General features: G+C 60.6%; 22 protein-coding genes and 1 riboswitch. Of the genes, 12 read left to right on the top strand and 10 right to left on the bottom strand.

The window, feature by feature from the left end; translation table 11 throughout:
* The 7 genes from ACWKWE_RS24825 to madM all read left to right on the top strand — a co-directional run bounded on the left by ACWKWE_RS24825 (position 1) and on the right by madM (position 4,769).
* The gene (locus ACWKWE_RS24825) at positions 1-300 is read left to right on the top strand and encodes a malonate decarboxylase subunit delta (protein ID WP_166595737.1); all 300 of its coding nucleotides are present in this window, start codon (positions 1-3) and stop codon (positions 298-300) included.
* A complete protein-coding gene (locus ACWKWE_RS24830; protein WP_166595736.1) occupies positions 293-1,144 on the top strand; it encodes a biotin-independent malonate decarboxylase subunit beta in 852 nt (283 codons plus the stop codon). Before ACWKWE_RS24825 ends, ACWKWE_RS24830 begins: the two co-directional genes overlap by 8 nt.
* Positions 1,141-1,941, top strand: coding sequence for a biotin-independent malonate decarboxylase subunit gamma (gene mdcE / locus ACWKWE_RS24835; RefSeq protein ID WP_483851993.1), 801 nt, complete (start codon positions 1,141-1,143; stop codon positions 1,939-1,941). The genes ACWKWE_RS24830 and mdcE overlap by 4 nt, the downstream gene beginning before the upstream one ends.
* Entirely contained in the window at positions 1,935-2,573 is a 639-nt protein-coding gene (locus tag ACWKWE_RS24840; RefSeq protein ID WP_483851994.1) for a malonate decarboxylase holo-ACP synthase, read from the top strand. Before mdcE ends, ACWKWE_RS24840 begins: the two co-directional genes overlap by 7 nt.
* Positions 2,570-3,505, top strand: a complete 936-nt coding sequence (gene mdcH, locus ACWKWE_RS24845) for a malonate decarboxylase subunit epsilon (RefSeq protein ID WP_483851995.1) — start codon at positions 2,570-2,572, stop codon at positions 3,503-3,505. Before ACWKWE_RS24840 ends, mdcH begins: the two co-directional genes overlap by 4 nt.
* 63 nt (positions 3,506-3,568) lie before the next feature.
* On the top strand, positions 3,569-4,003 hold the full coding sequence (gene madL, locus ACWKWE_RS24850) for a malonate transporter subunit MadL (protein WP_483851996.1): 435 nt from the start codon (positions 3,569-3,571) through the stop codon (positions 4,001-4,003).
* A 1-nt stretch (position 4,004) separates the two neighbouring features.
* Entirely contained in the window at positions 4,005-4,769 is a 765-nt protein-coding gene (gene madM, locus ACWKWE_RS24855) for a malonate transporter subunit MadM (protein ID WP_166595731.1), read from the top strand.
* 182 nt (positions 4,770-4,951) lie between these two features.
* Here the strand turns inward: madM and ACWKWE_RS24860 are convergent, their stop codons facing one another.
* The gene (locus tag ACWKWE_RS24860; RefSeq protein ID WP_166595730.1) at positions 4,952-5,872 is read right to left on the bottom strand and encodes a LysR family transcriptional regulator; all 921 of its coding nucleotides are present in this window, start codon (positions 5,870-5,872) and stop codon (positions 4,952-4,954) included.
* 165 nt (positions 5,873-6,037) lie between these two features.
* On the opposite strand from ACWKWE_RS24860, the gene trhA reads away from it, so the two are divergent.
* Positions 6,038-6,655 (top strand): PAQR family membrane homeostasis protein TrhA, encoded by a 618-nt coding sequence (gene trhA / locus ACWKWE_RS24865; protein WP_483851997.1) that lies wholly within the window; start codon positions 6,038-6,040, stop codon positions 6,653-6,655.
* Positions 6,656-6,820: 165 nt separating this feature from the next.
* Here the strand turns inward: trhA and ACWKWE_RS24870 are convergent, their stop codons facing one another.
* Together ACWKWE_RS24870 and ACWKWE_RS24875 are read right to left on the bottom strand one after the other, a co-directional pair.
* Positions 6,821-7,540, bottom strand: a complete 720-nt coding sequence (locus ACWKWE_RS24870) for a 16S rRNA (uracil(1498)-N(3))-methyltransferase (RefSeq protein WP_483851998.1) — start codon at positions 7,538-7,540, stop codon at positions 6,821-6,823.
* A 147-nt stretch (positions 7,541-7,687) separates the two neighbouring features.
* A complete protein-coding gene (locus tag ACWKWE_RS24875) occupies positions 7,688-9,094 on the bottom strand; it encodes an adenosylmethionine--8-amino-7-oxononanoate transaminase (protein ID WP_483851999.1) in 1,407 nt (468 codons plus the stop codon).
* Between the two features lie 235 nt (positions 9,095-9,329).
* Between ACWKWE_RS24875 and ACWKWE_RS24880 the strand changes: the two genes are divergently transcribed.
* The 3 genes from ACWKWE_RS24880 (at position 9,330) to ACWKWE_RS24890 (ending at position 12,643) form a co-directional block, all read left to right on the top strand.
* Positions 9,330-11,108 carry a flavin monoamine oxidase family protein gene (locus tag ACWKWE_RS24880; RefSeq protein ID WP_483852000.1) on the top strand — a complete coding sequence of 593 codons (1,779 nt, stop codon included), beginning with the start codon at positions 9,330-9,332 and terminating at the stop codon, positions 11,106-11,108.
* A gap of 357 nt (positions 11,109-11,465) precedes the next feature.
* Positions 11,466-12,017 carry a cytochrome b gene (locus tag ACWKWE_RS24885; protein ID WP_166595725.1) on the top strand — a complete coding sequence of 184 codons (552 nt, stop codon included), beginning with the start codon at positions 11,466-11,468 and terminating at the stop codon, positions 12,015-12,017.
* A gap of 29 nt (positions 12,018-12,046) precedes the next feature.
* Positions 12,047-12,643 carry a YceI family protein gene (locus ACWKWE_RS24890; RefSeq protein ID WP_166595724.1) on the top strand — a complete coding sequence of 199 codons (597 nt, stop codon included), beginning with the start codon at positions 12,047-12,049 and terminating at the stop codon, positions 12,641-12,643.
* Between the two features lie 131 nt (positions 12,644-12,774).
* Here the strand turns inward: ACWKWE_RS24890 and rhlE2 are convergent, their stop codons facing one another.
* The 5 genes from rhlE2 to ahcY form a co-directional block, all read right to left on the bottom strand.
* Positions 12,775-14,694, bottom strand: coding sequence for an RNA helicase RhlE2 (rhlE2, locus tag ACWKWE_RS24895; protein WP_166595723.1), 1,920 nt, complete (start codon positions 14,692-14,694; stop codon positions 12,775-12,777).
* Between the two features lie 218 nt (positions 14,695-14,912).
* Complete coding sequence (locus ACWKWE_RS24900; RefSeq protein ID WP_483852001.1) at positions 14,913-15,737, bottom strand: substrate-binding periplasmic protein; 825 nt, start codon at positions 15,735-15,737, stop codon at positions 14,913-14,915.
* Positions 15,738-15,820: 83 nt separating this feature from the next.
* Entirely contained in the window at positions 15,821-16,903 is a 1,083-nt protein-coding gene (locus ACWKWE_RS24905; RefSeq protein WP_483852002.1) for a hypothetical protein, read from the bottom strand.
* Positions 16,904-17,009: 106 nt separating this feature from the next.
* The gene (metF, locus tag ACWKWE_RS24910) at positions 17,010-17,855 is read right to left on the bottom strand and encodes a methylenetetrahydrofolate reductase [NAD(P)H] (RefSeq protein ID WP_166595721.1); all 846 of its coding nucleotides are present in this window, start codon (positions 17,853-17,855) and stop codon (positions 17,010-17,012) included.
* Between the two features lie 187 nt (positions 17,856-18,042).
* Positions 18,043-19,452, bottom strand: coding sequence for an adenosylhomocysteinase (gene ahcY, locus ACWKWE_RS24915; RefSeq protein WP_341961407.1), 1,410 nt, complete (start codon positions 19,450-19,452; stop codon positions 18,043-18,045).
* A 20-nt stretch (positions 19,453-19,472) separates the two neighbouring features.
* Positions 19,473-19,581: riboswitch (S-adenosyl-L-homocysteine riboswitch) on the bottom strand.
* A 190-nt stretch (positions 19,582-19,771) separates the two neighbouring features.
* Here ahcY and ACWKWE_RS24920 point away from each other — a divergent pair.
* The gene (locus tag ACWKWE_RS24920; RefSeq protein WP_074752526.1) at positions 19,772-20,176 is read left to right on the top strand and encodes an acyl-CoA thioesterase; all 405 of its coding nucleotides are present in this window, start codon (positions 19,772-19,774) and stop codon (positions 20,174-20,176) included.
* Between the two features lie 87 nt (positions 20,177-20,263).
* Here ACWKWE_RS24920 and otnI read toward each other — a convergent pair whose 3' ends face one another.
* Together otnI and ACWKWE_RS24930 are read right to left on the bottom strand one after the other, a co-directional pair.
* Positions 20,264-21,055: a 2-oxo-tetronate isomerase gene (gene otnI, locus ACWKWE_RS24925; RefSeq protein WP_166595719.1), complete on the bottom strand. Its 792-nt coding sequence runs from the start codon at positions 21,053-21,055 to the stop codon at positions 20,264-20,266.
* A 68-nt stretch (positions 21,056-21,123) separates the two neighbouring features.
* Positions 21,124-22,581 (bottom strand): GntT/GntP/DsdX family permease, encoded by a 1,458-nt coding sequence (locus ACWKWE_RS24930; protein WP_341961411.1) that lies wholly within the window; start codon positions 22,579-22,581, stop codon positions 21,124-21,126.
* Positions 22,582-22,644: the final 63 nt, after the last annotated feature.

Genomic DNA, 22,644 nt, shown 5'->3' on the forward strand with positions numbered 1-22,644 from the left:
ATGGAAACCTTGTCCTTTGAATTCCCCGCCGGTCAGCCGCCACTTGGCCGTGCGCTGGTGGGCTGCGTCGGGTCTGGCGATCTGGAAGTGCTGCTGGAACCCGGTGTGCCCGGCAAATTGACGATTCAGGTGCTGACCTCGGTCAACGGCAGCTCGGCGCGCTGGCAGCACCTGTTCGAGCGCATGTTCGACGGCCAGACCCCGCCTGCGCTGAGCATCGACATCCACGATTTCGGCGCGACCCCTGGCGTGGTGCGTCTGCGTCTGGAGCAAGGCTTCGAGGAGATCGGTCATGACTGACAGCACTCGTTTGTTGAAACAGCACAGCTTCGTCGAACTCGGCGCTCGGCAGCGCGCCCGCGCCTTGCTCGACGAAGGCAGTTTTCGCGAATTGATCGACCCGTTCGCCCGCGTCACGTCGCCCTGGCTGGCGAAGCAGGGCGTGGTGCCTCAAGCCGATGACGGCGTGATCGTCGCCAAGGGTTCGATAGGTGGCCAGCCGGTGGTGATCTGCGCCATCGAAGGCGCCTTCCAAGGCGGCAGCATGGGCGAGGTCGGCGGCGCAAAAATGGCCGGCGCGCTGGAATTGGCGGCAGAAGACAATCGTAAAGGCATCCCCACCGCAGCGGTGTTGCTGCTGGAAACCGGCGGCGTGCGCTTGCAGGAGGCCAATCTGGGTTTGGCCGCGATTGCCGAGATTCACGCGGCCATCGTCGATTTGCGTCGCTATCAGCCGGTGATCGGCGTGGTCGCGGGCAGCGTCGGTTGCTTCGGTGGCATGTCCATCGCTGCCGGGCTGTGCAGCTATCTGGTGGTGACTCAGGAAGCTCGCCTCGGATTGAACGGCCCGCAGGTGATCGAGCAGGAAGCGGGCATCGAAGAGTACGACTCCCGCGACCGGCCTTTCATCTGGAGCCTCACCGGTGGCGAGCAGCGCTTCTCCAGCGGCCTGGTAGACGCCTACGTCCCTGACGATATCGCGGCCATTTCGCAGCAGGTGGAAACGTTGCTGCAAAAAGGCACACCCGAACATGAGCGCAGCAGCCAATACGGCGTGTTCCTGCAACGTCTGTCGGCGCTGGACACCACGTCGCAGATCGACCCAGCCGCTGTGCGCAGCCTGTATCAAGGAGAACAGCCATGAGTGCATCGAGCCGTGGTTTGAACTGGTTCAACGCGCTGAGTGCGGGCGCTGCCGAGGTCGTCGGCCTGCCTACGTCGGTGAAGGCCGCTGACGGTCAACTGGGCGATCAGCCTGCGCGGTTCCTGGCCGTTGTCGCGGATGCGGACAACCGTTTTCCTCGTGCGCAAAACGGTGAAGTCGGACTGCTCGAAGGTTGGGGTTTGGCGAAGGCTGTGGATGCCGCCATCGAGCTAGACCGCCAAAATCCACAGAAACGCGCTCTGATCGCGGTCATCGATGTGCCGAGTCAGGCGTATGGTCGTCGCGAAGAAGCCTTGGGCATTCATCAGGCGCTGGCCGGAGCCGTTGATGCTTACGCTCGCGCTCGTCTGGCCGGGCATCCGGTGATAGGCCTGCTGGTGGGCAAGGCCATGTCCGGCGCGTTTCTCGCCCATGGTTATCAGGCCAATCGCCTGATTGCCCTGCGCGATCCCGGCGTGATGGTGCATGCCATGGGCAAGGCGTCGGCGGCGCGAGTGACATTGCGCAGCGTCGAAGAACTGGAAAAACTCGCCGCGAGCATTCCGCCGATGGCCTATGACATCGACAGTTACGCGGGGTTGGGCCTGCTCTGGGAAACCCTGTCGGTGAGCCAGATTGAACAGCCTTCCGCTGGCGATATCACCGCCGTGCAGGAATGCCTGATCGCCGCAGTGAAAGACGTTCGAGGCAGCGGCAACGACCTGAGTTCGCGACTGGGTGCGCCGAACCGTGCAGCGTCCTCGAAAGTGCGTGAACTGCTGCGGGCGCAGTGGTAATGAACGCTAATCTGCCCGTGCAGCCCCATGACTTGTTGTGGGGGCTGCCCTTGGCCGCTCTGCCTGCTGACGCTCCGGCGTGGGCGGGCGAGGTGATCGGCCTCGGGCATCCCGTCGTGATGCGCCGGGCAAAAGTCGTCGATGGTGGGGTGGCAGTGGGCGTGCGCGGGGGCTCTCGGGATCAGCGTTTTGCCACGGTTATGAAGCTGTCCGATATCACGCGGCAGGTTAAGCCTGAGCAGTTGGTGGAGGTTGTGGAAAAGGTCGAATCCGACTGGCCCGCCTTGCGTGCGCTGAAACAGATTCGGCCTTTCCTCGACGCCGTGGCGTTGCCATGGGGTGTCGCAGGCAGTGCGGGTTTTGAGCTGGCCACGGGCATCAACGTGCTGCATATCGACAGCGACCTCGACCTGATTCTGCGTACGGATCAACGCTTCAGTCGCGAACAGGCCGCTGAATGGGTGACCGCGCTGGACAGCGCGATATGTCGAATCGACCTGCAACTGCAAACCCCCTTCGGTGCCGTTGCCTTGCGTGAGTGGGCCGGGTCGGCGCGTCAGGTGTTGCTCAAGGCCGACGATGGCGCGCGATTGGTCAGCAACCCATGGCAGCCTCAGGAGCGCGCAGCATGAGCAGCTTGTGGGCATTTCCCGGTCAGGGGGCGCAGCAGGCGGGCATGTTGCACGCACTGCCGAGCGATCCGTTGATCGATGACTGCCTGCGCGAAGCCAGCGATGCGTTGAATGAGGACGTGCTCGATCTGGACTCCGCCCAAGCGCTGCAGTCGACCCGCGCTGTTCAGTTGTGTCTGTTGATTGCAGGGGTCGCTTGCTCGCGGTTGTTGATGGCTCAAGACATCAAACCCGATTACGTCGCCGGCCTTTCGATTGGTGCGTATCCGGCGGCGGTGATTGCCGGGGCGCTGAGCTTTGCCGATGCCGTGCGCTTGGTGGCGCTGCGTGGCGAACTGATGCAAAACGCGTATCCACAGGGCTACGGCATGACCGCGTTGATCGGCCTGGATCAGGGCGCGGTCGAGTCCTTGGTGCAGCAAATACACGGCGAAAGCACGCCGGTGTACCTGGCCAATATCAACGCCGACAACCAGTTCGTCATCGCGGGCAGTGATCAAGCGATGGGCAGCGTTGCGGCCTTGGCAAAACGGCAGGGCGCCGCTGCGGCCAAACGGCTGGCCGTGAGCGTGCCGTCCCATTGCGAGCTGCTGAGTGAACCGGCGCAAGTCCTGTCCGACGCATTCGCAGCGGTCTCGATTCAGGCCCCGACCGTGAAATACCTCAGCGGCAGCACCGCCCGCCCGCTGTTTACTGCCGACAAATTACGCGACGACCTGGCCTTCAACATGTGTCGGGTCATCGACTGGCGCAGCACCGTGCAAACCGCCTATGAGCGTGGCGTGCGCCTTCACATTGAAATGCCGCCCGGGACCGTGCTGACGGGGCTGGCGCGAAAAACGTTTGAACAAGGGTCGGTTGTCGCTTTTCAGGGCGCCCGGCTGGACACATTGAGCGCCCTGTCGCGAGAGGAGGACCTTCGCCACCCATAAACCGGCTGCTTTCGAAGAACACAAAAACAACAACTTCGACGATGCACAGTGAGGATAAGAACAATGGTGATTTATGGCGTTGCGTTACTGGCTATCTGCACCCTAGCGGGGGTGATTCTCGGTGATTTGCTCGGCGTGCTGCTGGGCGTCAAATCCAACGTGGGCGGCGTCGGGATCGCGATGATCCTGCTGATCTGCGCCCGTCTCTACATGCAAAAACGCGGTGGCATGAGCGAAGGCTGCGAAATGGGCGTCGGCTTCTGGGGCGCGATGTACATTCCGGTGGTCGTGGCCATGGCTGCCCAGCAAAACGTAGTCACTGCCTTGAAAGGCGGCCCGATTGCAGTGATCGCTGCGATTGGTTCGGTGATCATCTGTGGCTGCACGATTGCGCTCATCAGCCGCATCAACAAGGGCGAGCCCTTGCCCAAAGAAGACGACCCTGTTATTCCGGCGCCGGTAATCGTGCCGACCGTAACGCCAGCGGGAGGCCGTTGATATGTGGGATCTCATTCAGAAAGACCTGATCAGTCAGGGCCTCGTCACGGCTTTCGCGGTGGTCGGCGTGGTGATGTGGATTTCCGTGGTGCTGTCCAAGCGCCTGACCTTCGGGCGTATTCACGGCTCGGCCATTGCCATCGTGATCGGCCTGGTGCTGGCGTGGGTCGGCGGGGTGATGACCGGCGGGCAAAAGGGCCTGGCGGATTTGGCGCTGTTTTCCGGGATCGGCCTGATGGGCGGCGCGATGCTGCGCGATTTCGCTATCGTCGCCACGGCGTTTGAAGTGCAGGCGACCGAGGCGAAAAAGGCCGGTTTGATAGGCGCGTTTTCGTTGTTCCTCGGCACCGTTTTGCCATTCATCGTCGGTTGCTGCGTGGCTTATGCGTTCGGTTATCGCGATGCAGTGAGCATCACCACCATTGGCGCTGGCGCTGTGACGTACATCGTCGGGCCGGTGACCGGTGCGGCATTGGGCGCAAGCTCGGACGTAATGGCGTTGTCGATTGCCACCGGATTGATCAAGGCGATTCTGGTGATGGTCGGCACCCCGATGGCGGCGCGCTGGATGGGCCTGGATAACCCGCGCTCGGCGATGGTGTTTGGTGGGTTGGCCGGGACAGTGAGTGGTGTGACCGCAGGGCTGGCAGCGACGGATCGTCGGTTGGTGCCGTACGGCGCGCTGACGGCGACGTTCCATACCGGGCTGGGCTGCTTGCTCGGGCCTTCGTTGCTGTATTTCATCGTGCGCGGGATTTTGGGTTAGCAGCCCCAAGGATTTGCGGCATACCTGGGATGTTCAGTTGTGCTGGGTCTTCTGTGGGAGCGAATTCATTCTGGGCGGCAATCCGACGAAAGATCGTCCGGGCGATAGAGATGTATCGCCTGAAAGACCATCGCGAATAAATTCGCTCCCACAGGTTGGACCGCGCATGGCGCAGGAGGAGGCTAACCCTGCTCCAACCGATTCGAATACATCCGGCATTCCGCCAGCAACGCCAGCAGATTCGGGTCGCGCTCACGGGCTTTGAGGAACACCAAGCCAATGTGCTGCTGCATGCGGTAACGCGCTTGCAGCGGTATCAGGCGCACGCGGTTTTCATAGACGGCTGCAATTCGCCCCGGCAGCAACGCGTACCCGACTCCTGAACTGACCATGCTCAGCAGCGTGAAGATGTCGTTCACCTGCATCGCCACCTTCGGCTCAAAACCCGCCTGTTCGAACACTCGCGTGCCGTCGCGGTGAGTGGCGAAGCCTTGCGTCAGGGTGATGAAGGTCATTTCCCGCAGGTCAGCGAGGTCCACTTCCGCCTGTTGCGCAAACGGCGAATCAGCAGGGGTGGCGAGGAAAATGTCGTCGGAAAACAGCGGCAATTGCTCGCAATCCGGGTCGCTGACGCTTTCGTTCAGCGACACCAGAATCGCGTCCACTTCCATGTTCTTTAACTTGTAGAACAGGTCGATGTTCGATCCCAGAATCAGGTCGATATTCAGCTCGCTGCGGCGGAGCTTCAGGCCCATGATCAGCTGCGGAACAGTCTTCACCGTTAACGAATACAGCGCGCCCAGCTTGAACCGCGCCGCTGAAAACCCTGCCGCCGCGCGCGTCTGCTCAACCGTGCTCAACACGTCCTGCACCAGCTTCTGCGCCCTTTCTTCCAGCACGTAGGCGCTTTCCAGCGGCGTCAGGTTGCGCCCCTCGTGTTTGAACAGCGGGCAGCGCAAGGCGTTTTCCAGCGAGTGAATCGCCCGGTGAACGCTGACGGTGCTGGTCTGCAATTCCGCGGCGGCGCGGGCCAGATTGCCGGTGCGCATGAACGCCAGAAAAATCTCCAGCTTCTTGAGGGTCAGTTCTTCGTCGATCTGCATCGTGGCGCTTCCAGACCTTTCTTGTTGTTCGAGCCGCTGATTGTGCCCAAGTGACACCCGACTGGCTGCATTAAATTCTCATTAACACTGACACATGCATTGCGCTTTTGAGTCATAAGCTGGAGCCTTGTCGAGTGTCGTACAACTGAGAGAGGTTTTTTGCGGATGTACTACGGAGAGAAATTCAATGCCTGGACCCACCTCGTGGGTGCGGTGCTGGCGTCCATCGGCGCGGTCTGGTTGTTGGTGATCGCGAGCCTTGCCGGTGATGTGTGGAAGATCGTCAGTGTCGCGGTCTATGGCGTGGCGCTGGTGATGTTGTACAGCGCGTCGACCGTTTATCACAGTGTTCGGGGGCGGGCGAAGGTGATCATGCAGAAGGTCGATCACTTTTCGATCTACCTGCTGATCGCGGGGAGTTACACGCCGTTTTGCCTGGTGACGCTGCGCGGGCCGTGGGGCTGGACGCTGTTCGGCATCGTTTGGGCGCTGGCGGTGATCGGCATCCTGCAGGAAATCAAACCCCGCTCAGAGGCGCGGGTCATGTCCATCGTGATTTACGCGGTGATGGGCTGGATTGTGCTGGTGGCGGTGAAACCCCTGATGGCCGCGCTGGGAACGGCGGGGTTTACCTGGCTGGCGCTGGGCGGCGTGCTGTACACCGTGGGGATTATTTTCTTCGCCTACGACAAGCGCTTTCGGCATTGGCACGGCATCTGGCATTTGTTTGTGATTGCCGGGAGTTTGCTGCACTTTGTGGCGATCACTCGCTACGTGCTTTAAGGGTCCGTATCCGCTCTCGCGGGCGGCCGCAAACCTGTAGGAGCGAATTCATTCGCGAATCCATGTTCCAGACGGCACATCACCATCGGATGTACCTCTTTCGCGAAGGAGTTCGCCCCCACAGGTTGGGGTATTGCTGCCGATGTCGGGTTTGACACCCGGCCCTTAAAAATCCCCCCACAACTGCTGCGCCACGCTCAACGCGACGACTGGCGCGGTCTCGGTACGCAGCACGCGCGGTCCGAGGCGAGCGGCGCGGAAACCGGCGTCTTGCGCCTGATCCACCTCGGTATCGTTCAAACCGCCTTCCGGCCCGATCAGAAACGCCAGGGTGCCGGGCTTCTCATGACTTACCAGCGGTTCGGCCACTGGGTGCAAGACCAGCTTCAGGTCGGCTTCGGTGTGCTTGAGCCAGTCGCTCAGGGTGACCGGCGGGTTGACCACTGGCACCACGGAACGCCCGCATTGCTCGCAGGCGCTGATCGCAATTTGTTGCCAGTGCGCCTGACGTTTCTCGGCGCGCTCATCCTTGAGGCGCACTTCACAGCGCTCGCTGACGATGGGGGTGATCTGCGTGACGCCCAATTCAGTGGCTTTCTGAATCGCCCAATCCATGCGCTCGCCGCGAGACAGGCCTTGGCCGAGGTGAATCTGCAAGGTCGGTTCGGCGAGGCCCGCGAAGCTTTCGGTCACCTGAACGCGGACCCGCTTCTTGCCGACTTCCACCAATGTGGCACGAAACTCCTGGCCTGAACCGTCGAACAGTTGCACCGCATCGCCCTCGGCCATGCGCAACACTCGACCGATGTAATGGGCCTGGGCTTCGGGGAGTTCGTGCTCACCAATGCTCAGGGTGGCGTCGATGAAAAAGCGGGAGAGTCTCATGGTTGTTTCTCTGTATTCGTTGAGTGCAGCGCTATCTTCTGTAGGAGTGAGCTTGCTCGCGATAGCGGAGTGTCAGTCAACATCAAGATGTCTGAAACGACGAATCGCGAGCAAGCTCACTCCTACAGAGTTATCCGCAGAAAAGCGTCAACCCGGATCACGAAAATCCGGATGGAAATTTTCTCTCACCGCCACGTTGATGCTGCTGCGGGTCGCGATGTCGATGCCCTCGCTGGCCACTTCGGCGAGGAAGTCGATCTGCTCCGGCGTGATCACGTACGGCGGCAGGAAATACACCACGCTCCCGAGCGGTCGCAGCAGCGCGCCACGGGTCAGGGCGTGTTCGAAGACTTTCAGGCCGCGACGTTCCTGCCACGGATAGGCCGTTTTGGTGGCCTTGTCCTGCACCATCTCGATGGCGAGCGCCATCCCGGTCTGGCGTACTTCGGCGACGTTCGGGTGATCCACCAGATGCGCCGTCGCGGTCTTCATCCGCTGGGCCAGCGCCTTGTTGTTTTCGATGACGTCGTCCTGCTCAAAGATGTCCAGCGTCGCCAGTGCCGCCGCGCAGGCCAGCGGGTTGCCGGTGTAGCTGTGCGAGTGCAGGAAGGCGCGCAGGGTCGGGTAGTCATCGTAGAACGCGCTGTAGACGTCATCGGTGGTCAGGCACGCTGCCAGCGGCAGGTAACCGCCGGTCAGAGCCTTCGACAGGCACAGGAAATCCGGACGAATACCGGCTTGCTCACAGGCAAACATCGTCCCGGTGCGACCGAAACCTACCGCGATCTCGTCATGAATCAGGTGCACGCCGTAGCGATCGCAGGCCTCACGCAGCAGCTTGAGGTAGATCGGGTCGTACATACGCATGCCGCCCGCGCCCTGGATCAGCGGCTCGATGATCACTGCCGCGACGGTGTCATGGTTGTCCGCCAACGTCTGTTCCATCAACGCGAACATCGTGCGCGTGTGTTCTTCCCAGCTCACGCCTTCAGGGCGGTAATAGCAGTCCGGGCTTGGCACCTTGATGGTGTCCAGCAGCAGCGCCTTGTAGGTTTCAGTGAACAGCGGCACATCGCCCACCGACATCGCCGCCACGGTTTCGCCGTGATAACTGTTGGTCAGGGTGACGTAGCGTTTCTTTTCCGGCTTGCCGCGATTGAGCCAGTAGTGAAAGCTCATTTTCAACGCGACTTCGATGCAGGACGAGCCGTTGTCGGCGTAGAAGCAGCGGGTCAGGCCCTCGGGCGTCATGGCGACCAGGCGTTCCGACAGCTCAATTACCGGCTGATGACTGAAACCGGCCAGAATCACGTGTTCCAGCTGGTCGACCTGATCCTTGATGCGCTGATTGATGCGCGGGTTGGCGTGGCCGAACACATTGACCCACCACGAGCTGACGGCGTCGAGGTAACGTTTGCCTTCGAAGTCTTCCAGCCACACCCCTTCACCCCGTTTGATCGGGATCAGCGGCAGGTTTTCATGGTCTTTCATCTGGGTGCAGGGGTGCCACAACACCTTGAGGTCGCGCTGCATCCAGTCGTTATTAAGGCCCATCGGTCATCTCCAGCTGGCGGCTCGCACTCGGCGAGGCAAAACAATCGCGCAAGCCTATGCAATGCACGGCAACGGGACAACCTTTGATGCCTTCTTTTCTCGGATGGCTGGCGCCAGAAATAACGCCGACGGACATTGCTGGCGGGCCTCTTCCGGCTGGCGTATTCTTCGCGCTCTTTGAAGAATCGAGCGATAAAGCCCGACAATTCCTACGTTTTATTCCGGAGTTTGCTGAATGCTTTCTGGTTGGCTGCGCGCCTGTGCGCTGGTGATGGTTGGGCTGGTCAGCGCTTCGGCGCTCGCTGTGGATAAACCCCATACGGCCATTGTGGTCGGTGGCGGTCTTGCTGGTCTGACGGCGGCCTACGAGCTGCAAAACAAGGGTTGGCAAGTCACGCTGCTGGAAGCCAAACCCACGGCCGGTGGTCGATCTGGCTTGGCGGGCAGCGAATGGATCGGCAATGCCAAGGCGCAGCCGGTGCTCAATCAGTACCTGGAGCGCTTCAAGCTCAGCCCGGTGCCTGCGCCAGAGTTCGTGCGCACACCGGGTTATCTGATCGAAGGCGAGTACTTCTCTGCTGCCGATCTGGCCACCAAACAGCCCGCCACGGCCGAAGCGATCAAGCGCTATGAAGCGGCGCTGGACGACATGGCGCGCTCGATCACCGACCCTCTGAACCCGGCCGCCAACAGCACGCTGTTTGCGCTGGACCAGATCAACGTCGCCAACTGGCTCGACCGTCTGGCCCTCCCGCCAACCGCTCGTCAATTGATCAATCAGCAGATTCGTACACGCTATGACGAGCCTTCGCGCCTGTCGTTGCTGTACCTCGCACAGCAGGCCCGGGTGAGTCGCGATATCGATGACCGCGACCGCCGTGCCGCACGTTTGCCAGGCGGCAGCGCGGTGTTGGCGGAGGCGTTCGTCAAACAGCTGAAAGTGATCAAGACCAACTCGCCGGTCTCGGCCATCAACCAGGACAAGGACGGCGTCACCGTTAAAGTCGGTTCGGTGGGTTACGAGGCAGAGTACGTGGTCCTCGCGGTGCCGCTGCGCGCATTGAGCAAAATCACATTGACCCCGGCGCTGGACGCTCAGCATCAGGGCGCGATCAAGAGCACCAACTACGGCTGGCATGACCAGATCATGCTCAAGTTCAAGACTCCGGTCTGGGACAGCAAGGCCCGCATGTCCGGCGAAATCTACAGCAACACCGGGCTGGGCATGCTCTGGATCGAGCCTGCTTTGAAGGGCGGCGCCAATGCCGTGATCAATCTGTCTGGCGACAATGCGCGCATCATGCAGGCCTTCGGCGACAAACAGATGGTGGATCAGGTGCTGATCCGTCTGCACGCTTTCTACCCTCAGGCGCGCGGTGCATTCACCGGTTATGAAATCCGTCGCTCCAGCGTCGATCCTTCCACGGGCGGTGCCTACCTGGCGTTCGGCCCTGGCCAGATCAGCAAGTACTGGCGCCTGTGGGAAAAACCGTTGCAGCGTGTAGCCTTCGCGGGCGAGCACACCGACAGCCTGTACCCGGGCACGTTGGAAGGCGCGCTGCGCACCGGTCAGCGCGCAGCCAGCCAAGTACAGGATCTGGCAGCCGGCAAATCGTTCGAACCTGTGAAAGTCGCCCCACCGAAGGCACCTGAGCCTGCGAAAGAAAGCAGCGGCGGCATCGGCGGCTTCTTCTCCAACCTGTTCGGCGGTTCCAAACAAGAGCCGAAACCGGCCGAAAAAGCGCCAGAGCCTGCTCCTGCGCCACCACCTGCCCCGGCTCCAGCGCCTGTCACGCCGCCGCCTGCGCCGGTGGTCGAGCCCGCCAAACCTGCCGAGCCTGCGAAAAAAGCTCCGGCGAAGAAAGAGCCGACCAAAAAGGAGCCTGCGAAAAAGGCCCCTGCGAAGCCAGCTGCCACCCACAAGGCACCTGCCAAAGCCGATGCCGCGAAGAAGGCCCCGGCCAAACCTGCCACCGACAAAGCGGCAGCCCCGGCAACGGACAGCAAAAACTGATCGTTGAGATGAGGCAATGAGAAAGGCGCGGTCTGATACCGCGCTTTTTTTTGCCCGCGAATAAAAGCGACGTCTAGAGTGTTGTACACCCGGTGGGCGCGAATTTATTCGCGAAGCATTGGGCCAGGCGATACGTCCCTTCACCCGCCAGATGTCTCGCGAATAAATTCGCGCCTACAAGAAACGGAGGCATGCTCTGGATAATGGACACGCCCATAACGTTCCGTTAATCCACCCAAAGGAAAAATACGACGACACATTTCTATCGTATTCCTTGATATTTCAAAGCAGTATTTTGCGCTTTCTTTCGATAGATAAACCGATAATCTTCCACTCAGCTTCTACAGGAAAGAAACCATGCAGTTACGCAACTCTTCTTCTCGATATGGCTGGGTCAGCATCGTTTTGCATTGGGGTGTCGCGCTGACTGTGTTCGGGATGTTTGCCTTGGGTTTGTGGATGGTCGGTCTCGGCTACTACGACACTTGGCGTAAAGCGGGACCTGATCTGCACAAGAGCATCGGCATCACGCTGTTTCTCTTCATGCTGATCCGCGTGGTCTGGCGTCTCATCAGCCCGCCACCGCCGTCACCGCCTAATCACAGCCAGTTCGTGCGTATCGCTGCCAAACTGGGGCACGCGTTCCTTTATCTGGACCTGTTCCTGGTGATGTTTGCCGGTTACCTGATCTCCACCGCCGAAGGCGTCGGGATACCGGTGTTTGGATTGTTTGAAGTGCCCGCGCTGATAAGCGGACTGCCCGACCAGGCGGACGTGGCTGGCGAAGTGCACCTGTATCTGGCCTGGACGCTGGTGATTTTTGCGGTACTCCACGGGCTGGCCGCCTTGAAGCATCACTTCATTGATCGTGATGCCACACTCATTCGCATGCTGGGCCGCAAGGCCTGAATTCGACTCACTAAACAGGAAGACGACGTATGTTGAAAAAGACTTTTGCTGCACTGGCTCTGGGTACCGCTCTGCTGTCGGCCGGTCAGGTCATGGCGGCTGACTACACCATCGACAAAGAAGGCCAGCACGCCTTCATCGATTTCAAGATCAGCCACCTGGGCTACAGCTTCATCCACGGTACGTTCAAGGACTGGAGCGGTAACTTCAGCTTCGACGCTGCCAAGCCTGAAGACAGCAAAATCAGCATCGACATCAAAACGGCCAGCGTTGACACCAACCACGCTGAGCGTAACAAGCACATCAGCAGCAAGGACTTCCTGGACGTCGCGACCTACCCGGACGCCAAGTTCGTGTCCACTAAAGTCAGCAACGTCGCCAAGAACGCCGATGGGAAAACCACGGCTGACGTGACCGGCGACCTGACCCTGCACGGCGTCACCAAGCCTGTCGTCATCGCAGCTGTCTTCAACGGCGAAGGCAAGGATCCATGGGGCGGCTACCGCGCAGGCTTCAGCGGTACCACCACGATCAAGCGTTCTGACTTCGGCAAGATGATGGACCTGGGTCCACAGTCTGACACCGTCACCTTCGACATCTCGTTCGAAGGCGTCAAAGCCAAGTAAAACGGGCTGCAGCACCGAAAACGCCGACCTCAGGGTCGGCGTTTTTGCTGGACCCCTCTCCCACACCGGCGACGTTCACGACAAATGAAAACGCCCCGAACCAGTCGGGGCGTTTTCGTTACAGCCTGTGCTTAACCTTCGCGGTTGCGGGTCAGCAGGGCGGGTTTCTCACCCCGTGGGCGGCTCGGCAACTGGTCGAGCAGCTCGGCGGACGGGAAACGGTCGCTCTTGGACTCTTTGTGCATGATCTTCGGGCCGGGCTGGCCGTCACGAGGACCACGAACGGCCGGCTCCTGACGAGCAGGCTGTTGATCGTCGCGAGCCGGACGACGGTTGCGTGGTTGGTCTTCGCGACGGGCCTGGCCATCACGACCGGAACCGTTGCGCGGGCCACTGCGCTTGGCAGGCGCGCCTGCACCTGCGGCGGCACCTGTGCTGGCGCCGCCACCGGAACCACTGCGAGGGCCGCTACGGCTCGGTGCCTGACCACGCGCTGCCGGAGCTGCGCCAGTGGCCGGAGCACCAGGACGACGGTTACGGCCCTGCTGGTTCTTGCCTTGATAAGGGCTCACGTAGTCAGCGCGGTTGCCGAAGTTATCGACTTCGTCATCCAGAAACTCATCCGGCGCGCGGTCCGCACGAGGGGCTGGTGGCTGTTGTGCCGAACGCGCTTCGTTCGACGGCGTGCCCTGACGAGGCTTTTGCTGACGGGCTGGACGCGCCGGGCGTTCGCCCGAGGCTGCGGCGGCTGCCGGTTTTTCCTTGCCCTTGTCTTTGCCTTTGTCCTTGCGACCGCCGCCACCACCGCCGCCGTTCGGACCGTCGCCACGCGGGCCACGGGCGTTGCGCGGGTTGCGCACGTCCGGACGCTCGCGAACTTCCGGCTTCTCGGCCTCGACGGCGTTGATGTCGAAGCCCATCAGATCACCGTCGGCGATCTTCTGCTTGGTCATGCGCTCGATGCTTTTCAGCAGCTTCTCTTCGTCCGGCGCCACGAGAGAGATCGCCTCACCGGTACGGCCTGCACGACCGGTACGGCCAATGCGGTGCACGTAGTCTTCGTCGACGTTCGGCAGTTCGAAGTTGACCACGTGAGGCAGTTGGTCGATGTCCAGACCCCGTGCCGCGATGTCGGTAGCAACCATGATGCGCACGGTACCAGCCTTGAAGTCGGCCAGCGCTTTGGTGCGGGCGTTCTGGCTCTTGTTGCCGTGGATCGCCACAGCGCTCAGGCCGTGCTTGTCCAGGTACTCGGCCAGACGGTTGGCACCGTGCTTGGTGCGCGTGAAGACCAGCACCTGTTCCCACGCGCCCTGAGTGATCAGGTGCGCCAGCAGCGAACGCTTGTGGTTGGCCGGCAGGCGGAACACGCGTTGTTCGATACGCTCGACCGTGGTGTTCGGCGGCGTGACTTCGATGCGTTCCGGGTTATGCAGCAGCTTGCCAGCCAAGGCGGTGATGTCGGCCGAGAAGGTGGCCGAGAACAGCAGGTTCTGACGCTTGGAAGGCAGGCGGGCAAGGACTTTCTTCACGTCGTGAACGAAGCCCATGTCGAGCATGCGGTCGGCTTCGTCCAGCACGAGGATTTCGACGTGGGACAGATCGACGCTGCCTTGGCCAGCCAGGTCCAGCAGGCGACCCGGGCAGGCGACGAGGACGTCAACGCCACGGGCCATCGCCTGAACCTGTGGGTTCATGCCGACGCCGCCGAAGATGCAGGCGCTGACGAACTTGAGGTTCTTGGCGTAGATCTTGAAGCTGTCGTGAACCTGGGCCGCGAGTTCACGGGTTGGGGTCAGGACCAGTACGCGTGGTTGGCGCGGGCCGTGACGCTGGGATTTGTCCGGGTGGCCGGCGGGGAAGAGGCGCTCCAGAATCGGGAGGGCGAAACCGCCGGTTTTACCAGTACCTGTCTGAGCGGCGACCATCAGATCGCGGCCTTGCAACACGGCGGGAATGGCCCGCTGTTGCACCGGAGTAGGCTGGGTATAGCCAGCAGCCTCGATGGCGCTGACTAAAGCCTCGGAGAGACCGAGGGAAGCAAAGGACATGAGTAATCCTGTCTTAAGTTGGGGCACTGTGGCCCGAATAGGAATGAGCTGCGCGGCGCGAATTGGCATTCAAATGGCGCGATCCCGGGGTCTGTAAGTTCAACTCGTGGCATGAGCGCGAGAAAGAGAATGCGCTGCTGACGTGATCGAGAAGTCTTCTGTGAGACCGAGCATCCGGGCGATAAGCCTAGCGGGAAGGCCGGAGTATAACAGAGCAATCACAACGCGCTGCGTTCATGCTGCTCAACGGTTTTTTCCACGCTGATCGCTGACGAAACTGTCGGCGACTGCTGTGGCGTCTGCAACGTTTCCCCGGTGTAGTGCGACACCAATTGCGCATACGCCGGTTCGCGCTTGAAGCGTTTCAACTCGGCACCGAAACGTTGTACCAGTAAATCCATGCCTGCGTTACGGCGCACTGCAAGAAATTGCTCTCGCGTGCTCAATACAGTGGGCAATTGGCTGACCTGATCCCGGAGCTTGAGTTGGTCGAGCATCTGCTGGCCCAGCCTGCGGTCGGTCACCAGCAGGTCGATGCGTCCCCGAATCAGCTTGCCGAAGTTCGCTTCGTGACTGGGGGCGGGCTCGCGGATGAAGGTCGTCGAGCTGTCGAATTCAGGCGAATACAGGTAGCCCGGCGAAACGCCCACCGTCAGTCCCTTGAGATCGTCGAGGCTGTTAAAAGGGTGCGGGCGGGCGTTGGCTTGAAACAGCACCCAGTTGACGTCGGACATCGGCTCGCTGGGGTACAGCAGCAAATCGTCGCGCTCGCTGACCTTGAAGATATCCAGCGCGCCATCGGCTTCGCCTTGCTGGAGCATCATCAGACAGCGCTTCCAGGGCAGGAACTGCCACTGCACGTCGATCCCCAGTCGTTGAAAGACGATGGCCGTAGTGTCGTAGTCCAGACCAGACGCCTTCCCGTTTTCCACCATCACATAGGGGGCCCACGGCTCGGTGACGATGCGAATCTTCTCACCCATTGCGCTGAAACTCAGGCAGGCGAGGAGGGCAGCGAACAATAGGCGGAAGGCTAGAGGCATGGCAGGAGATTACGACGCTCGACCCGCAAATAGAAGAGGTGGCACGTGCGAGGCGGCAAAACCCGAGCGCTCTACCTCAATACTCAGCGCGTCGATCGGGCTTGAACCAGGTGCCGATAAATCGCGACGCGCCTGCGTCCGAGTAACCGTTTCACCGCCCAGTGCTCCAGCCATTGATTCAGCTGTGATGGGGTAATCGAGCCTTTATGGCGTTTTTCAGCGTTGTGAAACGCCTTCTCCCACCAGACCGCCGAGCAGGCCCGGTCGAATTCGTTAGCGTGTTCGCAGCAGCCATAGAGCAGTTCACGGATGAACTGACGCTGGGTCTTGGGAACGGTCAGTGTCGCGCTTTTGTACAGCAAGCGCTGCCATGTGCTGGGGCGAGGAAGACGGGCAGACACGTTGCGCGTATCGGCCAATGCTTCATGACTCAAGGGCGCGTCTTCGTGTTTGCGCAGCCAGGCGCGAACCTTGGCGCGGAATACTTGCTTGCGACTCCAGTAATGATGAATCACGTCCGTGCACTGATCGATTTTCAGCGTCCGGTACGCGGCCACTCCCAGGCAGAACTCCTCCAGCGTCACGGCGCCCGGCGTGATGGGGTAGAACTCGTCCATCAGCGCGATGGACCGGTCGAGTATCGCGACGTTGGCGTGGGTCAGTCCGATCACACCTGAATTCACCAGGCGCATATGATCGTCAGCCAGATCCCGCTGTGCCAGCGTTTCGGCCAGCGCGGTGTAGAGCACGGTTTCCTTGCAGTCGTCGTAGCGTAACTGGAAGGCATTGCAAAGGAGTGTGTCGGGCTGGACTCTTTCGAACAGCTTCATGGGGCTGTCCTGGAAGAACGTGTCAGTGTCGATCAGCACGACTTTTTCCGACTCCTGCAGCACCTTGCGGGCGACGACATGCTTGCAGCGGAAAGCGTATTGATGAGGACCGCTCCATTCGCGACGTTGATCGGCGTCGAGTGCCCGGACACGGACCGGCAATGGGCGATAGGGCGAAGGATTGTCGGTGAACACCTGGATGTCGAATGAGCGCCCGTCGCCCGCCTGCGCCAAAGCGCTCGCGATGCTGAACACGGCTTCCTGATGGTAGGTGTCGGCGCCGAAAACCAGGTAGACAAGCTGGGGGCGCGCAAGGATGGGTCTGAATGCAGTCACTGGATGTCCGTCTTAATCAAGGCTACAGCAAGCCTCGTCGTGACGAAGCCTGCTGGAAAAACATTGCCTTAATGTGACCGGAGCATCCCGATGGGATTCCGACGATTTAGCGGGGCAGTTGCAGGTTATTCCAGATGGCGAGGCTCGGTTCGGCCTGATTCAGCGTGTAGAAGTGCAAACCCGGGGCTCCGCCTTGCAACAAGCGGTCACACATCTCAGTGATGACCTGTTCGCCGAATGCCTGAATGCTCGCCGAATCGTCGCCGTAGGCTTCGAGTTGCTTGCGAATCCAGCGTGGGATTTCAGCGCCGCATGCGTCGGAAAAACGCGCCAGTTTGCTGTAGTTGGTGATCGGCATGATCCCTGGCACCACCGGAATGCTCACGCCCATCTTCTGCACGCGCTCGACGAAGTAGAAATAGCTGTCGGCGTTGAAGAAGTACTGGGTGATGGCGCTGTCGGCACCGGCATTGGCTTTGCGCACGAAGTTCTTCAAATCGTCTTCGAAGTTGCGCGCTTGCGGGTGCATTTCCGGGTAAGCGGCGACTTCGATGTGGAAGTGGCTGCCAGTTTCTTCGCGGATGAAACTCACCAGATCGTTGGCGTGACGCAGCTCACCGCTGGCCATGCCCATGCCGGACGGCAGGTCGCCGCGCAGGGCAACGATACGGCTGATGCCCGCATCCTTGTATTGAGTCAGCAGGCCACGCAGGTCGGCCTTGCTGTCGCCGACGCACGACAAATGCGGGGCGGCGGGAATGTTCACTTCTTTTTCCAGCTGCAGCACGGTGTTGATCGTGCGGTCACGCGTGGACCCACCTGCACCGTAAGTGCAGGAGAAGAAGTCAGGGTTGTAGCCAGCCAGCGTACGAGCGGTGGCGAGCAGTTTTTCATGACCAGCGTCGGTCTTCGTGGGGAAGAACTCGAAGCTGTAGCGACGGTCTTGGGACATGGTCGTATCCTGGGAAAAGCCTACGCAAAACCCTGTAGGAGTGAGCTTGCTCGCGATAGCGTCGGGTCAGTCAATCATCCTTCTCAGATCTGACGCTATCGCGAGCAAGCTCACTCCTACAGGGGTAATGGTCGTTCTTGCAGGGGTGGCGTGCCCGAATCAACGGGCATGCCGTCCTGCAGGCGTATCAGTAACGATATGCGTGCGGCTTGAACGGGCCTTCGACGGTCACGCCGATGTAGTCGGCCTGAGTCTTGGTCAGTTTGGTCACGACGCCGCCGAAGCCACGTACCATTTCCAGGGCGACTTCTTCGTCCAGCTTCTTCGGCAGCACTTCAACGGTCAGGCGCTCGGCTTTCTGAGCAGGGCTCAGGTCAGCGTATTTCTGGCCGTACAGGAAGATCTGAGCCAGAACCTGGTTGGCGAACGAACCGTCCATGATGCGGCTTGGGTGACCGGTGGCGTTGCCCAGGTTCACCAGACGGCCTTCGGCCAGCAGGATCAGGTAGTCGTCGTTCTGCGCGTCGAATTCGCCAGCGCCGGTGCGATGAATCTTGTGCACTTGCGGCTTCACTTCTTCCCATGCCCAGTTCTTGCGCATGAAAGCGGTGTCGATTTCGTTGTCGAAGTGACCGATGTTGCAGACCACGGCGCGTTTTTTCAGCGCTTTGAGCATGTTCGCGTCACAGACGTTGACGTTGCCAGTGGTGGTCACGATCAGGTCGATCTTGCCCAGCAGCGCTTTGTCGATGCTGGCTTCGGTGCCGTCGTTTTCACCATCGATGAACGGCGAAACCAGTTCGAAACCGTCCATGCAGGCTTGCATGGCGCAGATCGGGTCGACTTCGGTGACCTTGACGATCATGCCTTCCTGACGCAGCGACTGAGCCGAGCCCTTGCCCACGTCACCGTAACCGATGACCAGCGCTTGCTTGCCGGACAACAGGTGGTCGGTGCCGCGCTTGATGGCGTCGTTCAGGCTGTGACGGCAGCCGTATTTGTTGTCGTTCTTGCTCTTGGTGACCGAGTCGTTGACGTTGATCGCAGGGATCTTCAGTTCGCCCTTGGCCAGCATGTCCAGCAGGCGATGAACGCCAGTGGTGGTTTCTTCGGTGACGCCGTGGATTTTTTCCAGCATCGCCGGGTATTTCTTGTGCAGCAGCTCGGTCAGGTCGCCGCCGTCGTCGAGGATCATGTTGGCGTCCCATGGCTGACCGTCCTTGAGGATGGTCTGCTCCAGGCACCACTCGTACTCGGCTTCGGTCTCGCCTTTCCAGGCGAAAACAGGGATGCCGGCAGCGGCGATGGCGGCAGCGGCCTGGTCCTGAGTCGAGAAAATGTTGCAGGACGACCAGCGCACTTCGGCACCCAGGGCAACCAGGGTTTCGATCAGCACGGCAGTCTGAATGGTCATGTGGATGCAGCCGAGGATTTTCGCGCCTTTCAGCGGTTGCTCACCGGCGTATTTGCGACGCAGGCCCATCAGGGCAGGCATTTCGGATTCAGCGATGATGGTTTCGCGACGACCCCAGGCTGCCAGGGAAATGTCGGCGACCTTGTAGTCGTTGAAATCGTTGGGCGTCAGTACAGCGCTCATAAGAGTCTCCATTCGTAGGGTGCGAATGGGCGCCGTTGTGCGTTTAAGGCTTGATCGGCGGAACGCCAGACCAAACAACGCCCTCTCCGAGCCTGACAGGTCTGACCTGCTGCAGCGCCCCTCGGACAGGTGGCGGGAAAACGGTATCAAGCGGTGATGACCGTTTTTTGAAGCGGTGCCGATTATAAGGGTTGAGCGGCAAGTGGCAAGCTGCAAGCGACAAGTGAAAGCGGATCTGCTTTTACTTGCAGCTTGTGGCTCGAAGCTCGAAGCTTGGGGGCACAAACGCCACGATGTCCCAAACGCCTTGGAGCCCCCCATGAACTTCCACACTCGCAAATGGGTAAAACCCGAAGACCTCAACCCGAACGGCACGCTGTTCGGTGGCAGTCTGCTGCGCTGGATCGACGAAGAAGCGGCGATTTACGCCATCGTTCAACTGGGCAACCAGCGTGTGGTGACCAAGTACATTTCCGAAATCAACTTCGTCAGCGCCTCGCGTCAGGGCGACATTATTGAACTGGGCATCACGGCCACCGAGTTTGGCCGGACGTCGATCACCCTGACCTGCCAAGTGCGCAATAAGATCACCCGCAAAAGCATCCTGACGGTCGAGAAGATGGTGTTCGTGAACCTGGGAGAAGACGGCCTGCCAGCGCCGCACGGCAAGACCGAGATCACGTACGTGAAAGACCAGTTCAAGGATGAAGTGATCAACGAGTGATGGATGCTTCCGGATGAAAGCCATGGGAGCCGGGGGTGACAGACACACCGCTCCCACAGGTAGATTTGCTGCGATCTGGCGTGGGGATCACTCCGGATTAGCCGCCTTCCAATCCCGCAACCACTGCAACCCTTCGCTGGTGTCACCACGCGGGCGGTATTCGCAGCCGACCCAGCCGGTGTAACCCAGGCGGTCGATCTCTTCGAACAGCCACGGGTAATTCACTTCGCCCATGTTCGGCTCGTGACGATCCGGCACGCCTGCAATCTGGATGTGGCCGACGCCTGCAAAGTCGCGGCGCAGTTTGCTGGTCACGTCACCTTCGACGATCTGGCAGTGGTAAAAATCGAACTGCACTTTCAGGTTGTCCGCGCCGACTTCCTTGCACACCGCCTGACCCTGATCCTGACGATTGAGGAAGAAACCCGGCATGTCACGGGTGTTGATCGGTTCGATCAGCACCGTAATGCCGACTTTGGCCGCTTCTTCTGCCGCGTGGGCCAGGTTCTCCAGGTACACGGCGTGGTGTTTCTGGCGCAGGTCTTCGCTCGGCAGCAAACCCGCCATCACGTGAATCCGGTCGTTGCCCAGTACCGCTGCGTATTCGAGCGCTTTCTGAAAGCCGCTGCGAAACTCGCTCTGCCGACCTGGCAGCGACGCAATGCCTCGTTCGCCCTTGGCCCAGTCGCCTGGCGGTGCGTTAAACAGCGCTTGGGTCAGGCCGAAGTCTTCCAGACGCAGCTTGATTTCGGCTGCGCTGAAGTCGTACGGGAACAGGTACTCCACGCCTTTGAAGCCGTCAGTCGCCGCAGCGCCAAAACGGGCCAGAAAGTCGTGTTGCGGATACAGCATGCTGAGGTTGGCAGCGAAGCGAGGCATAGCAATCTCCAAAAAATGCCAATCTGTCTGGAAGCGCCGCGAGCGCGGCAGCTTCCAGACAGGCCGGGTTATACGAAGGGCCAGAGCAGCAGTGTCATCAGGAAGCCGAGAGTCCCTAGAACGGTCACCAAAAAGGTCCAGGTGCGCAGGCCGTCACCGACGTTGAGACCAGCCAGTTTAGTGAACATCCAGTAACCGGCGTCGTTGATGTGCGACATGGCCAGACCGCCACCGCCCATGGCCAGACACAGCAGGGCCATGTGGTTGGCGCTCAGGTTCAGGGTCGCGATCAGCGGGCTGAGAATGCCAGCGGTGGTGACCAGTGCCACTGTGGTCGAGCCTTGAACGGCGCGCAACAGCAGGGTCAGGATGAAGCCCAGCGCCAGAACCGGCAGGCCGGTGCTGCGCAATGCTTCGGAAACGACCGCACCGATACCGGTGTCGACCAGTACCTTACCGAACACACCACCAGCACCGGCGATCAGGATCACCATCGCCACGCCCGGCAGCGCCGAACCAATCACGTCAGAGACCTGACTGCGGCTCCAGCCACGGCGCGAACCCAGCACCCAGGCGCACAGCAGGGTGTCGATCAGCAGCGCAACCAACGGTGCACCCAGCACGGTCAGGATGCTGCGCAGGCCGGAGTCGGCAGGCAGCATGGTGGTGGCCAGCGTGCCCAGCAGGATCAGGATGATGGGCAGCAGGATCAGAGCAACGATGAGGCCCGCACCCGGTGCTGGCGCCTTTGGCAAGCGAGCGGCCAGGCTGCTGGCGCTTTCTTCCAGCCCCAGTTCTTTAGTCTGAGTCGCTTCTTTGCTGGTTGAATAGTCGTTGTTCGCCCACGCCACCAGGTCTTCGTTGGTGATGTGCGGGCCGTAGACTTCACTGCGAATGTCGTCGGTCATCGGGTAGGTCTTGCGCGTCATGCGACCGGCAATCACATAGCCGATCAGGCACAGCACCGCGACGATCGGGATGCCGAACATCAGCACACGGCCCAAGTCCGCGCCCAATTGACCGGCAGCCGCGACGGCGCCCGGGTGCGGCGGCAGAAACGCGTGCACCGACAGCAGCGCAGCACACATCGGCAGGGCGAAAATCAGCAGGGGCTTGCGGGCCGCGCGAGCGACGCCATAAGCCAGCGGCATGAGGATAATCACGCCCACTTCGAAGAACACCGGAATGCCTACCATGAAGCCCGCGACCGTCAAGGCCAGCGGCGTGCGCTTGTTGCCGAAACGGTTGATCAGCGACTTGGCCAGTGCTTCCGCGCCGCCCGAGAGTTCGATGATCCGACCGATCATGGCACCCAACGCAATGATGATCGCGATGTGGCCGAGCGTCTTGCCCATGCCGCCTTCGATGGTTGCCACCAGATCTGCCGGTTTTACCCCGGCGACCAGCGCGACGATGATGCTGACCAGCATCAGGGCCACGAACGGCTGGAATTTGTATTTGAGTACCAGAAGCAGCAACAGCGCGATGCCGGCTCCGGCGATGATCATCAGTAATAGTGGGGTCATGTTATGTGTGGTGCCCTGTTGTTATTGTTTCCGGCAAAACCGGGTCGCCGGAGACCGCCGCGA

The sequence above is a fragment of the Pseudomonas salicis genome, from assembly GCF_057128705.1.